The organism is Streptomyces sp. NBC_01426 (assembly GCF_036231985.1).
GTDB lineage: Bacteria > Actinomycetota > Actinomycetes > Streptomycetales > Streptomycetaceae > Streptomyces.
The window spans coordinates 6,610,813-6,624,718 of the sequence record NZ_CP109500.1 but is presented as its reverse complement, the minus strand read 5'-3'; the positions used below and the strand labels follow the sequence as shown (position 1 = coordinate 6,624,718).

The following is a 13,906-nucleotide window of genomic DNA, read 5'->3' as shown; positions in this document are numbered from 1 at the left end:
GACCTTCGGGCCGCCCGCGCGGGCGGCCCGCGCGATCACTGGCCGACGGTCGCGCCCGACCCGGCGAACAGCCGACCCTCGGCGTAGCCGAGCACCTCGGCGGGCAGCTCCGAAGGGCGTCCGCTGAGCAGTACGGTCAGACCGCCCGTGCGCGGCAGACCCGGCTCGGGGCGGGCGCCGATGCGGCGCAGCGCCTGTCCGGCGACGGCCTCGGCGGACCCGTGGAAGACGAACCCGTTCCCGCCGGTGCGCTCGATCAGGGCGGCCCGGATGGGCGCCTCCACCAACTCGTAGTGCGTACAGCCGAGGACCACGTCCGTGACGTCGGGCGGGGTCAGCGCGGCGGCCGCGGCGACGGCGCGTACGACGGCCTCCTCGTCGGCGTGCTGCACGGCGTCGGCCAGCCCGGGGCAGGGCACCTCGGTGACCGGGACACCGGCGGCGAAGGCGCGGATCAGGTCGCGCTGGTACGGGCTGCCGGTGGTGGCGGGGGTGGCCCAGATGGCCACGCGACCGCCGGCGGAGGCGGCCGGCTTGATCGCGGGAACCGTGCCGATGACCGGGATCCCGGGCTCCAGTGCGGCCCGCAGGGCGGGCAGGCTGTGCACGGACGCGGTGTTGCAGGCCACGATCAGCGCGTCCGGCCGGAGCGCGGCGGCGGCCCGGGCCACGTCCAGGGCCCGCCCGGTGAGGTCGGCGGGGGTGCGCGGCCCCCACGGCATCCCGTCGGGGTCGGAGGAGAGCACCAGATCGGCGTCCGGCCGCAGCCGGCGCATCGCGGCGGCCGCCGCGAGGAGGCCGATTCCCGAGTCCATGAGCGCGATCTTCACTTGGTCACCTTAATCGACGCCCCTCGCGAACCCGACCTCCACGCCCCACGACGCCCGGCCCGGACCCGCCACGACGGCCCGGCCCGGCAGGGCCCCACACCGGCCCGCCGCGTCCCGTCCGGCGCGGTGGGCGCGGCCCCGGGCCCGTGTCCACCGGGCGCCACGCCCCGAAGTGCGCGACACGACCCGCGGGTTTCGGCACACTGCGGCCATGGGCCTCCTCCTGACCGCCGCGTACGTCTCCCTCGCCGCCTGGCTCTGGCTCACCCTCGCCCAGGGCATGTTCTGGCGCACCGACGTCCGGCTCCCCCGGCGCACCGATCCCGCGCACTGGCCGTCGGTCGCGATCGTCGTCCCGGCCCGGGACGAGGCGCGGGTGCTCCCCCGCAGCCTCCCCTCCCTGATCGCCCAGGACTATCCCGGCGCCGCCGAGATCTTCCTGGTCGACGACGGCAGCACGGACGGCACCGCCGACCTCGCCCGACGACTGGCGGGCGAGCAGCCGGGGCTCCCGCTCACGATCGTCTCCCCCGGCGAACCCGATCCGGGGTGGACCGGCAAGCTGTGGGCCCTGCGCCACGGCATCGGACAGGCCCGCACGGCGCGCACCGCCGAGCCGGACTACCTCCTGCTCACCGACGCCGACATCGCCCACGAGCCCGACAGCCTCCGCGAGCTCGTCGCCGCCGCGACCTCCGCGGACCTCGACCTGGTCTCGCAGATGGCCCGGCTGCGGGTGACGAGTCCGTGGGAACGCCTCGTCGTCCCCGCCTTCGTGTACTTCTTCGCGCAGCTCTACCCGTTCCGCCGGGTCAACCGCCCCGGCGCCCGGACCACCGCCGCCGCCGGCGGGTGCGTGCTGCTCCGGACCGCGACCGCCGTCCGCGCCGGCGTCCCCGACTCCATCCGGCAGGCCGTCATCGACGACGTGTCGCTCGCCCGCGCCGTGCGTGGCTGCGGCGGCAGGATCTGGTTGGGGCTGGCGGAGCGGGTGGACAGCGTGCGCCCGTACCCCGCGCTGGGCGACCTGTGGCGGATGGTCTCGCGCAGCGCGTACACCCAACTGCGGCACCAGCCGCTGCTGCTGGCCGGCGCGGTGGCGGGCCTGACCGTGGTCTACCTCGTCCCGCCCCTCGCCCTCGTCGTGGGCCTGGCCGCCGCGCGGCCCGCCCCGGCGTGGGCGGGCGGCCTCGCCTGGCTGCTGATGGCGGGCACCTACCTGCCGATGCTGCGCTACTACCGCCAGTCGGCGGCCTTGGCCCCGCTGCTTCCCTTCACGGCGCTGCTCTACCTCCTGATGACCGTGGACTCCGCCGTCCTGCACCACCGGGGTCGCGGGGCCGCCTGGAAGGGCCGCACCTATGCCCGTCCCACCGACGCCTGAACCGACCGGCCCCTCATCTGAAGCCGCGTCATCCGAGGTCATCGCGTTGTGACGGAACGTCAGCACCACATGGGTGCAACGCACAACCGGTCGGCACGAGTAGGAGCAAGTCGGGGCGGAAGTGGTGAATCGTGCACGTGGACGTGAAGTGAAGCCTGTGGCTCTGACCTGCGAATATGCAGGTCAGAGCGGTGTTGGCCACACCTCGCTATGGACCCGGTGAAGTCGTGGGCTTAACTTAGGTCCCATGACCTCCCCCCGCTCCACTTATGGCGGCGGTTACTACTCCGCGCCCTCCTTCACGGACACCCCCATCTACGACTCCCTCGTCGCCGAACGCGGCACCCCGCAGATCGCGCCGATCCGTGTCCCGGCCCAGTACGACTCCCCGAGTGCCGGTTATTCGAGCGGTGGGTACCTGCCGGCCCTCCCGTCCGCCCTGCCCGCCCTGCCGCCCGCACCGCAGCAGCAGGCTCCGGCGTACGGGTACCCGTACCAGCAGCAGTCCGCACCGCAGCAGATGCCCGTGCCGTTGCAGCAGGCGCCCGCGCCGTACATCCCGCAGCAGCAGCCCGTCGCCTCCCGTCCGGTGTACGCGCAGCAGCAGCCGCAGCAGCCCCGTCCGGCCGCCGCGGGCACCGGGTACGAGGCCATGCGCCCGGCGGCCCCCAGGCCGATGCAGGCACCCGTGCAGGCCACCTCGTACGAGGACCCGTACGGCCGCCAGTACCAGGGGCGCGGCTACTGACCGGTCCTCCCGGAGGTCGCGTGGTCAGCGCCGTACGGCGCTGACCTGGGGACGCGTGAGGGCGGCCGGTAAAATGTCCTCATGCCGGCCCTGTACGTCCACTCGCTCCACGTCCATCCCGTCAAGTCGGTGGCGGGGATTGCTCCCGACGAGGTGGCCGTGGAGCCCTGGGGTCTGTCCGCCGACCGCCGCTGGGCCGTGATCGACGTCGAGGGTTCGATCGTCACCCAACGGCAGCGGCCCCGACTGGCCTTGGCCTCGTCGCGCCCGCTCCCGGCCGGCCGGGTCGTGCTGTCGGCGCCCGGGATGGCGGACCTGACGGTGGAGGTGCCGGAGCCGGGGCCGCCGACGCCGGTCGTGCTGTTCGGCAAGAAGTTCGAGACGGTGCTCGCGGCGGAAGCGGCCGGCGACTGGTTCAGTGCCTTCCTCGGGATGCCCGTCCGGCTGGTGCACCTCGACGACCCGGCCGTCCGACGCCCGGTGGACCCGGACCACGCGCTGCCCGGCGAGACCGTGAGCCTGGCCGACGCCCATCCGCTGCTGATCACCACCTCGGCCTCGCTGGACGCCCTGAACGAGCTGATCGCCCGCGGGGACCATCCCGAGGAGGGGCCGCTGCCGATGAACCGCTTCCGGCCGAGCCTCGTGGTGGCGGGTGCCGAGGCCTGGGCGGAGGACGGCTGGCGACGGATCGCCGTGGGCGACAGCGCCGTGTTCCGGGGGGTGCGGGAATGCGGGCGGTGCATCGTCACGACCACCGACCAGCGGACGGCGACGCGGGGCAAGGAGCCCCTCGCGACCCTGGCCCGCCACCGGCGGATCGGGAAGTCCCTGGCTTTCGGGCGGCAGGTGGCACCGGTGACACTGGGCACGGTGCGCGTGGGCGACGAGGTCCGCGTCCTGGAGTGAGCACGCCGACCACGACCGGGCCGGGGTGATCGCGGCCGGGGTGATCGCGGCCGGGTGGTCGCGGCCGGGTGGTCGCGGCCGGTCCGGTATTGCCGGAGCAACACCTTCGAGGGGCTCGACCCGCCCCCCGGAACCAACCGGCACGGCGGGGCCGTTGAATGACTCAGGACGGGTGACACCGGGTACGGCCGGGGCACGGAGGACGTGCACCGGATCGGGTGGCCACCTGTCCGCGCGTCCCGGAATGCGCGTCCACCGGGCATGCGGGAGGCTTGGACGCGCAGACAGACGGAGGCAAGGGGGTGCCGGACCGTGCGGACAGCAATGGGTGTGTGGCGTTGGCGGCGCAATCCGCTGCGCCGACCGACCGATCTCTTCGAGGCGTGGGTGGCGTTCGCGGCCGTGGTCTGTGTCCTGGTGGTGGCTCCGGCCGTCGGCTGGGCCACGGGCCTCCAGGTGGACGGCACCCTTCAGCGGGCCGCCCGCGAACAGCGGCAGGAGCGGCAACTGGTGCCGGCGGTGGTGCTCCGGGCGGCTCCGGAGCCGCCGGCCCGGGCGGAGAGCGATGCGGCGGCGGCCGACCGGCAGACCCCGGCACGGACTCAGGTCGTGGCCTCGTGGATCGCGCCCGACGGCACCAGCCGTCAGGGGACGGTGCCGGCCGCCGAGGAACCACCGCGTCCCGGCGACCGGTTCCGGATGTGGACCGACTCCGGGGGACGGCTGGTGGGCCGCCCGCTCGACCCGTCGGCGGCGTCCTTCCACGCCACGATGGCGGGGCTGGCCGCCGCCCTGGGCCTGGCCGTGCTGGTGGAGACGGTCCGGCGTCTGGTCGTACGCCGGCTCATGCATCGGCGGTACTCGTGTCTGGACCGCGCGTGGGCGGCGGCCGGCCCGGACTGGGGCCGGGCGGGTGCGGGCAGCTGACCTGGCAACTCACCGGCCCCGCGCGCGCTACGGTGGACCGGGTGGTTCAGCCGCTCCAAACACTTCGATCTCTTTGAGCTGCCTCGGTGACGTCAGTCGCTTCGGCAGCGCGCATACCGCGAATACGAGGGTGGGGGCACGACAGCACCATGGCTCAGGGCACGGTCCAGGTGACACACGGCGGGGCTTCGCGGTGGCGCCGCCGCTCCGGTGAGTATCCGACACTGAGCGCCGCACTCGCCGTCGCCGGCGACGGGGACGTCCTCTCCATCGGCCCCGGCACCTACCGCGAGAACCTGGTCCTGGAACACGCCGTCACACTGCGCGGCCTGGAGGGCGGGGTGGGTTCGGTACGGATCGCCCCGCTCGACGGGGTGGCGCTGACCGTGCGCGCCTCGGCCGTGATCCAGGACCTGTACCTGGAGGGCCAGGACCGGGCGGCGCCCGCGCTGCTCGTGGAGGAGGGCTCCCCCGAGCTGACCGACCTGCGCGTCAGCACCCGCTCGGCGGCCGGCATCGAGGTGCGCGGCAGCGGGGCCCGGCCGCTGGTGCGCCGCTGCACGGTGGAGAATCCCACGGGGGTCGGCATCGCCGTGCTCGACGGCGGCGGCGGGGTGTTCGAGGAGTGCGAGGTCGTGGCCGCGGGCCAGACAGGGGTGTCGGTGCGCGGGGGCGCGCGGCCGCGCCTGGAGCGCTGCCGCATCCACCACGCCACGGGTGCGGGGATCGGCGTCACGGGTGAGGGCTCCGGTCTGGAGGCGCTGGGCTGCGAGGTGTACGAGATCAAGGGCGCCGGCGTTCAGGTCGCGGCGCGGGCCACCGCCCGGCTCACCGACTGCGCGGTGCACCGCACCTCGGCCGACGGGGTCACCCTGGACACCGACGCGGTGCTCACGCTCGCCGGCTGTGACATCCACGACATCCCGGAGAACGCGGTCGATCTGCGCTCCCGTTCGGTGCTGACGCTCAGCCGCACCACCGTGCGGCGCTTCGGTCGCAACGGCCTGTCGGTGTGGGACCCGGGGACCCGGGTGGTCGCCGAGTCCTGCGAGATCCACGACAGCACCGGCGACTATCCGGCGGTGTGGATCAGCGACGGGGCCACGGCCTCGCTGGACTCCTGCCGGGTGCACGACGTCCCGGACGCGCTGTTCGTCCTGGACCGGGGCTCCCGTGTCGACGTCGTCGACAGCGATCTCTCCCAGGTCCGCAACACCGCGGTGTCGGTGAGCGACGGGGCGACGGCGCAGTTGGACGACTGCCGGATCCGGGAGGCGGCGACCGGGGCCTGGTTCCGCGACCACGGCAGCGGCGGCACCCTCGCCAACTGCACCGTCGACTCGGTGCAGACGGGCGTGATCGTCACCAAGGGCGCCGACCCGGTGTTGGAGCGGTGCACGGTCACGTCCCCCACCGAGGCCGGGTTCTACGTGTCGGCGGGCGGTCGCGGGACCTTCACGGCCTGCCGGGTGACCGGCAGTTCCGGCTTCGGTTTCCACGTCATCGACGGCTCGCGCACCACCCTCGCCACGTGCCACACGGAGCGTTGCGCGCGCGGCGGCTACGAGTTCGCGGAGGACGGCCCGGTGACCGAGGACTGCACGAGTGACGAGTCCGGGCCTCGGCTCGCCGCCCAGTCGGCCGCGATCGGCGGGCAGGGCGGGGCGCAGGCGGGGATCCGTACCGTCGTGGCGGACCAGGGTCCGGCGGCGCGGGCGGCGGACGTGCCGCCCGCCCGGTCCGGCGAGCCGGAGGCGGAGCGGGCGACGCCGGCCCGCGGGTCGGGCGAGGTGCTGGGTCACCTCGACGCGCTGGTGGGCCTGGACAGCGTCAAGCGGGAGGTGCGTGCCCTCACCGACATGATCGAGGTGGGTCGCAGACGGCAACTGGCGGGCCTCAAGGCCGCCTCGGTGCGCCGGCACCTGGTCTTCACCGGCTCCCCCGGTACGGGCAAGACGACCGTGGCCCGTCTCTACGGGGAGATCCTCGCATCCCTCGGGGTGTTGGAGCGCGGTCACCTGGTCGAGGTGTCCCGGGTGGACCTGGTCGGCGAGCACATCGGGTCGACGGCGATCCGTACCCAGGAGGCGTTCGATCGGGCGCGCGGCGGGGTGCTGTTCATCGACGAGGCGTACGCGCTGGCCCCGGAGGACTCGGGGCGGGACTTCGGGCGCGAGGCGATCGACACGCTGGTGAAGCTGATGGAGGACCATCGGGACGCGGTGGTGGTGATCGTCGCCGGTTACACCGCCGAGATGGACCGGTTCCTGACCGTGAACCCGGGTGTGGCCTCGCGGTTCTCCCGCACCATCACCTTCGGCGACTACGGCCCCGAGGAACTGCTGCGGATCGTGGAACAGCAGGCGGAGGAGCACGAGTACCGGCTGGGCGAGGGCACCCCGAAGGCCCTGTTGGCGTACTTCGCCGACCTTCCCAAGGGGCCGGCCTTCGGCAACGGCCGTACCGCGCGGCAGACCTTCGAGGCGATGGTCGAGCGGCACGCCGGTCGGGTGGCGCAGCTCTCCGATCCGGGGACCGACGAGCTGACCCTGCTCTTCCCCGAGGACCTTCCGGTGCTGCCGGGGCCGACGACGGCGCTGCCGGCCGGGGCACTCTGAGGCGTCGGCGGTCGGCGGCGCCCGCCCGCGCGCCGGTTCACGGTGTCCGTTCGCGGCGTCCGTTCGCGCGCCCGTTCACGGCGTCCGTTCAGCGGTCGAGCCGGTTTCCCGGTCTCTGCTGCGGGACGTCGGCCGCTTCCGCCCCCGTCATGGCGGCCAGGCGGGCGAGCAGTCTGTCCCGTTCGGCGGTGAACGCCGGATCGGCCTGGTAGTCGGAGTGTCCGAGGATCGGCGCGGGCAGCGGGTGGAGGTCGCTGCGCCCGTAGGCGAGCGGATCGACGAGCGGGCCCCGGTCCACGTCCCGGTCGGGGCAGGCCCCGACCGGGCCGCCGATGGGATCGGTGGCCCGCCACAGGTTGCGCCAGCAGTCCAGGTCGCGGTGGAGGGCGGTGAGGGGGCCGGGTCCGAAGTAGGCCGGGAACCAGCGTCCGTAGAGCCGGGCCAGCGGGGAGCCGTAGGTCAGCAGCGCGACCCGGCCGCGGACGTCCGGCGGCAACTGCCAGACGGCGGCGGCCGCGAGGACACTGCCCTGTGAGTGACCCGAGATGACCAGGCGGCCTCCGGTGAGCCCGGTCCAGGCGGTCATCCGCCAGGTCAGGTCCGGTACGGCCCGCTCGGCGTAGCAGGGCGGCGCGAACGGGTGGGCGGCGCGCGGCCAGAAGGTTCCCACGTCCCACAGGATCCCTATGGTGCGACGGGCCGCCGGGTCCCGGTAGGCGCGCCGGCCCCAGGTGACGAAGAGGACGAAGCCGAAACCGATCAGCCAGGAGCCGGTGTCCTGGGCGGCGCGGGCGGCGGCTTCCACGGCGGGGTGGCTGCCCCGGGCCGCCTCGCCCGGGACCTGCTCGCTGATCCAGGCCCCGGCCAGGGCGCCCGCGCCGAGCAGGAGGGTTGTCCCGGAGACGGCCGCCACGAACCAGGGCGCGGAGTCGGTGAGGGCGGCGGCCGCCCGGGCGCCGGCGATCCGGCGGCTGCGCGCCGGGTCGGCGGGCTCGTCGGGGTACTCGGCGGCGACGGTGGCGGCCAGCCGGCGCGTCGCGAGGGCCCCGCTCACGGCGAACCAGGCGGCGAGCAGGGCGACGACGAGCAGCAGGGGCGGCAGCACGGCGGCCTGCCAGGACAGCAGTACGGGTGGCCCGGGCAGGGTGGCTCCGGCCATGCCGGGGGTGTCTCCCCCGTCCAGCCAGTCGGCGACGCGTTGGGCGACGCCGCCGGACATGACCCCGCCGAGCGCGCACCCGAGCATGGCCACGGCCGGACCGCCGAGTCCCCGCAGGGCGGCCGCGGGGTCGGGGGCCGCCCGGTGGAGGCGGCGGGCCACGACGGCCAGGGCGAGGGCGCAGCAGCCCTGGCCGAGCATCAGCGCCCCGAACGCGAAGTCTCCCGGCAGCCGTCCGGTGGAGGTCCAGCCGGGTCGGGACCAGCAGGCGTACACCAGGACGGCGCCGAGCAGTCCGAGGGCGCCGCGCGGCAGCAGGGCCACGGCGGCCCGGTCGAGCCGGTGGTCGGGGCGGGCCTCGGTGCGGCCGCGCCGGCAGACCACGCAGGCCACGGAGAGGGCCGTGCCGGCGAGCAGGGCCTGGAGCACCCAGCCGGCGGCTTCGAGGACGGGGGTCCCCGCGCGGCGGTCGAACGCGGCGGTGGGTACGGCGACGGCGACCGCGACGGTGAGCAGTCCGGCGGCGGTGTGGGCGGCGCGCAGCCGGGCCACGAGCCGGCGCCCGTACCAGAATCCGGGCCGGCCGAGTGCGGGGGTGTCGTCCTCGGGGTTGTCGGGCTCGGCGGCGCCGGCGGGGGGCGGCTGGGACTCGTAGGCGCTCCAGGTGCGGTTGGAGAGGTACCAGAGCAGCCCGGTCAGCGCGGCCGGGAGCAGTGCGCCGAGCGCGAGGCGGCGTCCGGGCTGCCCCCAGGGGCCGTCGGCGCGCGGAAAGGGCAGCGTGTCCGCGCAACCGCCGGACCCCGCGCACTGCCAGGCGACCAGGTCGAGCGCGACCTCGCACGCGGCGGCGATCAGCAGCACGGTGAGGCTGAGCGCGACGAGCCGTACGAGGACTCCGTACGCGCGCACCGCGCGGGGCGAGCGGCCGGTGGCCGGCGCGGCCGGCCGGGCCCAGTGGGCGAGGTTGGCCACCATGAACGGCAGGAGCAGCAGCCACAGGGCGCGGGCGCCGTTCCCGGAGGTGAGCCGCGACCAGCAGTAGGCCTCGGGCACGGGTCGACCCACGTATCGCTCGGGGTGGGCCTCGGCGTCGGTGTCCTCGGCGCGTCGGAACACGGCGGCGGTGGAGTCCCCGGTGATCCGGACGGTGCGCGGGTCGCCGAGCAGTTCGCCGGGGGCCGCGCCGGCGACGCCGTGGACCAGCAGTTCCAGGGCGAGGGGGAAGGGGGTGGCAGGGGGTCGGGACGGGGACGGTGGAGCTGGGGGGTGGTCCGGCACGGCGGCCTCCGCTCGCGGGGCGGTCTCGGCCCCTGACCATGATCCCGCCCGGCGGACCCGCTGCCCAGGCCCCCGTTCGCGTGAAAGTTCTCCCGCCGGGGACATCTGACGGCGCGCCGGCTAGGGTGGCGCGCACACGTGTTCCCTCTTCGTACTCAGGAGGTACCGCCATGGCTCGCCGACTCCGCCCGGTGGGGCTGGACTTCATCGAGGTCGCCCCGGTCCGTCTGGTCTTCACGGCGCGGGCGGCGGCGACGCCCGAGGCCGTGTACCGGGCGCTCGCGGAGGAGGTGACCGGCTGGCCCGACTGGTTCCGGGCGGTCACCCTGGCCCGACCGACGCAGGGCGGGGCCGGCCGCGAGGTCCGGCTGACGGGCGGGGTCCGGTTCCGCGAGACGATCATGGCGGCGGAGCCGGAGCGACGGTACGCGTACCGGGCGGACGAGACCAACGCGCCCGGCCTGAACGCCCTGTTGGAGGAGTGGCTGCTGTCGGCCGCGGGACCGGAGGCGTCCGCCGGTACGCGGATCCGGTGGACCTTCGCGGCGGACGGGCCGGCCGCGTTCCGACTGACCTTGAAGGCGGCCCGCCCCGGGCTCGACCACGCGTTCCGGTCGGCGGTACGCGCTCTCGACGCCCGCCTCACGGGCCGGCGCGACGCGGGCCGCTGAGGCGGGACGGCCCCTGTGTCAGTTCGTCGGTTCCTGCCAGACGCCGGTCGTCAGCAGCGTGTCGATGGTCTGCGCGTACGGGGCGATGTCCAGGCCCTGTTCGGCCAGCCAGGCGTTCGAGTAGTACTTGTCCAGATACCGGTCGCCGGGGTCGCAGAGCAGCGTCACGACACTGCCCGTCCGGCCTTCCGCCACCATCTCCGAGATGATCTTCAGGGCGCTCCACAGGCCGGTGCCGGTCGAGCCGCCGGCCTTGCGCCCTATGGCCCGTTCCAGGGCGCGGCAGCCCGCGACGCTCGCCGCGTCCGGCACCTTCATCATGCGGTCGATGGCACCCGGCACGAAGCTCGGCTCCATCCGGGGACGGCCGATGCCCTCGATGCGGGAGCCGCAGTCGCTGCTCGCGTGCGGGTCGTGGTGGGTCCAACCGTCGAAGAAGCAGGAGTTCTCCGGGTCGGGCACACAGATCCGGGTGTCGTGCTGCATGTAGTGCACGTAGCGCGCGATGGTCGCGGAGGTGCCGCCGGTGCCGGCCGTGGCGACGATCCAGGTGGGCTCGGGGTAACGCTCCAGCCGCAACTGCTGGTAAATCGATTCTGCGATGTTGTTGTTGCCGCGCCAGTCCGTCGCCCTTTCGGCGTAGGTGAACTGGTCCATGTAGTGCCCGCCGGTCCGCGCCGCCAGCTCCGCGGACTCCTCGTACATCTTCATCGAGTTGTCCACGAAGTGGCACTCACCGCCGTGGAACTCGATCAGCCGACACTTCTCCGGGCTGGTCGTGCGCGGCATGACGGCGATGAACGGGACGCCGATCAGCTTGGCGAAGTACGCCTCCGACACGGCCGTGGAACCGGACGAGGCCTCGATCACCGGGCGACCGGGGCGGATCCAACCGTTGCACAGCGCGTACAGGAACAGGGACCGGGCGAGGCGGTGCTTGAGCGAGCCGGTCGGGTGCGTGGACTCGTCCTTGAGGTACAGGTCGATGCCCCACTCCTCGGGGAGCGGGAAGCGCAACAGGTGGGTGTCGGCGGACCGGTTGGCGTCCGCCTGCACCTTCCGTACGGCTTCTTTCAGCCAGGCGCGGTAGTCCGCGTCGCTGCGGTCGACGTCAGCGGTCGTGGCCGTCGTGCGGATGGTGCTCATGCGCCGTGCTCCTTCGTGCCTTCCGTGGTCCCCTCCTTCGCAATGTACCTCCCTCACCTGCGCAAACACTTGCTTTGGGTTTCCATGCGCATCGCTTTAGGGCCCCCGCCGGCGGGGGCCCGCAGCGCCCGTCGCGCTCGTTCGGTTGCACAGCGGGGTGGTGTGGGTGACCCTGGTGGAGCATTACCGAGGGTGCAGCACCCGTAACACTCATGTCGGGGAGTCGCAGCCGTGATCAGTCATTCCCGCAGGCACTGCGTCGTCGAACTGCAGGCCCTGCCCTCGCGGATCGGCCAGGTCCGCCGCATCGTTTCCGCTCAACTGCGCCACTGGCAGCTCGACCCGCTCATAGACCGGGCTGCGCTCGGCGTGACGGAGCTGCTCGGCAACGTCCACCGCCACGCGCAGCCGAGCAAGGTCTGCACGGTGGAGATCGAGCTGCGTCTGGGACGCCTCACCGTCTCCGTGGCCGACAGTGATCCGCGCCTGCCCGTCCTGCGGGCGGCCGGCGATCTGGAGGAGCTGGAGACCTGCGGGCGCGGGCTCGCGCTCGTCGAGGCCGTCAGCGAGGCGTGGGGAGCGCGGGAGCGGACGGACGGCGGCACGGGCAAGGTCGTGTGGTTCTCGCTGCGGGCGGCCCCCGCCGTGACCGCTCCGACCCGTACGGTCCGGATCCCGACCAAGCCCGTGCGCGAGCCCGCCCCGGTCGTGTCGGTCGCCGTGGAACCCGCGGCCGTGATCGCGAACGTGCCGGTGTCGGCTTCGCTGCCGGCTTCGCTGCCTGCGTCGATGGCGGCGCCGGTGCCTGCGTCGATGGCGGCGTCGATGGCGGACTCGGCGCCGGCGCCGGTGGCCGTCGGCGCCGAGTCAGGTTGACAGCCGGATCCGTCTGACAGCCGGAGCCGGACGACTGCCGGGGCGATGACGGCTGGCGCCGGTCGGTCCCTCAGGCCGCCGCGCCCAGCGCCCCCAGCGGGTCGTCGAGCACCGGCTGCCATGCCAGTTCCGCCGCGCCGACCAGGCTGTTGTGGTCCAGGGTGCACGGCAGGATCGGTACGCCGCCGCTGCGCCCCCACAGGCTCCGGTCCGCCACCACCGCGCGCAGCCGCTCCGGGTCCGCGGACAGCAGCTCCCGGTGCAGGCCGCCGAGGATGATCCGGTCCGGGTTCAGGATGTTGACCAGTCCCGCGAGGCCCAGGCCGAGCCGGTCGATGAGCTCCTCGGCGGCCGCCCGTACGGCCGGTTCGGCGTACTCGGCGCGCAGCAGGTCACGCGCCTGCTGGAGCAGTGACACCTCGGGCCCGGGCGTGCGGCCCGCCGCTGTCAGGAAGGCCAGCGGGTCCGCTTCGACGTCCAGACAGCCCCGGCTCCCGCAGTGGCAGGCCCGACCCTCGGGATTGACGGTGAGGTGGCCGACTTCCAGGGCCAGCCCGGCGCTGCCGCTGTGCAGGCGGCCGTCCAGGACCAGTGCCCCGCCGACCCCGCGGTGACCGGTCGCCACGCACAGCAGGTGCTGCGCGCTGCGGCCGGCGCCGTGGCGGTGCTCGGCGAGCGCGGCGAGGTTGACGTCGTTGCCGGTCAGTGCGGGGCCGTCGATCCCGGCGGCCTTCACCCGTTCGGCGAAGATGGCCCGTACGGGAGAGCCGGCCGGCCAGGCCAGGTGCAGCGGGTTCAGTGCGGTGCCCTCCGGCTCCGCGACCGCCGAGGGGACCGCGAGGCCCGCGCCGACGCACCGCAGCCCGGACTCGGCAAGCAGCGCGGCGCCCGCGTCGACGACGGCGCCCAGCACCTGCGCGGGGTCGGCGGAGACGGTGACCTTGCCCGGTGCGGTGGCCACGATCCGACCGCCGAGGCCGACCAAGGCGGCCCGGAACCCGTCGGGGTGGACCTGCGCGGCCAGCGCCACGGGCCCGTTCTCGTCGATGGAGAGCCGGTGCGAGGGCCGGCCCTGCGCGCCGCCCGCGCCGCCGGGACGGGAGTCGACGCGGATCAGCCCGAGGGCTTCCAGTTCGGCGGCGACGGCCCCGGCGGTGGCACGGGTGACGCCCAGCTCGGCGGTGAGGACGGCGCGGGTCGGGGCCCGGCCGGTGTGCACGAGCTCCAGCGCCGGACCGAGTGCGCCGCGCCCCCGCTCCAGCCTGGTCCTCGCGGACGCCGCGGACACCGTGGACGCATCCCCCACCCGCGGCGGGGCCCCGTTGCCGTTCATGACAGCGATCCTCGCATGATCGGGAGG

11 protein-coding genes are annotated in these 13,906 nt (G+C 74.5%); 7 read left to right on the top strand and 4 right to left on the bottom strand.

From position 1 onward, the window contains the following. Positions 1 to 35: 35 nt before the first annotated feature. The gene (locus OG906_RS29615) at positions 36 to 830 is read right to left on the bottom strand and encodes a glutamate racemase (RefSeq protein ID WP_329447155.1); all 795 of its coding nucleotides are present in this window, start codon (positions 828 to 830) and stop codon (positions 36 to 38) included. Positions 831 to 1,041: 211 nt separating this feature from the next. Here OG906_RS29615 and OG906_RS29610 point away from each other — a divergent pair, with 211 nt between their 5' ends. The 5 genes from OG906_RS29610 (at position 1,042) to OG906_RS29590 (ending at position 7,416) form a co-directional block, all read left to right on the top strand. After that, a complete protein-coding gene (locus OG906_RS29610; protein ID WP_329447153.1) occupies positions 1,042 to 2,214 on the top strand; it encodes a glycosyltransferase in 1,173 nt (390 codons plus the stop codon). 247 nt (positions 2,215 to 2,461) lie between these two features. Continuing rightward, positions 2,462 to 2,962, top strand: coding sequence for a DUF6643 family protein (locus OG906_RS29605; protein ID WP_329447151.1), 501 nt, complete (start codon positions 2,462 to 2,464; stop codon positions 2,960 to 2,962). An 81-nt stretch (positions 2,963 to 3,043) separates the two neighbouring features. After that, complete coding sequence (locus OG906_RS29600; RefSeq protein WP_329447149.1) at positions 3,044 to 3,871, top strand: MOSC domain-containing protein; 828 nt, start codon at positions 3,044 to 3,046, stop codon at positions 3,869 to 3,871. Positions 3,872 to 4,183: 312 nt separating this feature from the next. Beyond that, positions 4,184 to 4,798, top strand: coding sequence for an Rv1733c family protein (locus OG906_RS29595; protein ID WP_329447147.1), 615 nt, complete (start codon positions 4,184 to 4,186; stop codon positions 4,796 to 4,798). Positions 4,799 to 4,947: 149 nt separating this feature from the next. Next, entirely contained in the window at positions 4,948 to 7,416 is a 2,469-nt protein-coding gene (locus OG906_RS29590) for a right-handed parallel beta-helix repeat-containing protein (protein WP_329447145.1), read from the top strand. An 88-nt stretch (positions 7,417 to 7,504) separates the two neighbouring features. Here the strand turns inward: OG906_RS29590 and OG906_RS29585 are convergent, their stop codons facing one another. Continuing rightward, a complete protein-coding gene (locus OG906_RS29585) occupies positions 7,505 to 9,958 on the bottom strand; it encodes a hypothetical protein (RefSeq protein WP_329447143.1) in 2,454 nt (817 codons plus the stop codon). A gap of 65 nt (positions 9,959 to 10,023) precedes the next feature. Between OG906_RS29585 and OG906_RS29580 the strand changes: the two genes are divergently transcribed. Continuing rightward, positions 10,024 to 10,524: an SRPBCC family protein gene (locus OG906_RS29580; protein WP_329447141.1), complete on the top strand. Its 501-nt coding sequence runs from the start codon at positions 10,024 to 10,026 to the stop codon at positions 10,522 to 10,524. A gap of 18 nt (positions 10,525 to 10,542) precedes the next feature. Here the strand turns inward: OG906_RS29580 and OG906_RS29575 are convergent, their stop codons facing one another. Beyond that, a complete protein-coding gene (locus OG906_RS29575; protein WP_267796988.1) occupies positions 10,543 to 11,670 on the bottom strand; it encodes a PLP-dependent cysteine synthase family protein in 1,128 nt (375 codons plus the stop codon). A gap of 231 nt (positions 11,671 to 11,901) precedes the next feature. Between OG906_RS29575 and OG906_RS29570 the strand changes: the two genes are divergently transcribed. Further along, on the top strand, positions 11,902 to 12,546 hold the full coding sequence (locus tag OG906_RS29570; protein ID WP_329447139.1) for an ATP-binding protein: 645 nt from the start codon (positions 11,902 to 11,904) through the stop codon (positions 12,544 to 12,546). Positions 12,547 to 12,616: 70 nt separating this feature from the next. Here OG906_RS29570 and OG906_RS29565 read toward each other — a convergent pair whose 3' ends face one another. Continuing rightward, positions 12,617 to 13,879: an ROK family protein gene (locus tag OG906_RS29565; protein WP_267796990.1), complete on the bottom strand. Its 1,263-nt coding sequence runs from the start codon at positions 13,877 to 13,879 to the stop codon at positions 12,617 to 12,619. Positions 13,880 to 13,906 lie beyond the last annotated feature (27 nt).

What these genes read in the sequence shown, in the direction of transcription:
- OG906_RS29590 (WP_329447145.1), top strand. Translation starts at nt 4,948, where the DNA reads ATGGCTCAGGGCACGGTCCAGGTGACACACGGCGGGGCTTCGCGGTGG.
- OG906_RS29565 (WP_267796990.1), bottom strand. Translation starts at nt 13,879, where the DNA reads ATGAACGGCAACGGGGCCCCGCCGCGGGTGGGGGATGCGTCCACGGTG.
- OG906_RS29610 (WP_329447153.1), top strand. Translation starts at nt 1,042, where the DNA reads ATGGGCCTCCTCCTGACCGCCGCGTACGTCTCCCTCGCCGCCTGGCTC.
- OG906_RS29580 (WP_329447141.1), top strand. Translation starts at nt 10,024, where the DNA reads ATGGCTCGCCGACTCCGCCCGGTGGGGCTGGACTTCATCGAGGTCGCC.
- OG906_RS29600 (WP_329447149.1), top strand. Translation starts at nt 3,044, where the DNA reads ATGCCGGCCCTGTACGTCCACTCGCTCCACGTCCATCCCGTCAAGTCG.
- OG906_RS29575 (WP_267796988.1), bottom strand. Translation starts at nt 11,670, where the DNA reads ATGAGCACCATCCGCACGACGGCCACGACCGCTGACGTCGACCGCAGC.
- OG906_RS29605 (WP_329447151.1), top strand. Translation starts at nt 2,462, where the DNA reads ATGACCTCCCCCCGCTCCACTTATGGCGGCGGTTACTACTCCGCGCCC.
- OG906_RS29585 (WP_329447143.1), bottom strand. Translation starts at nt 9,958, where the DNA reads ATGTCCCCGGCGGGAGAACTTTCACGCGAACGGGGGCCTGGGCAGCGG.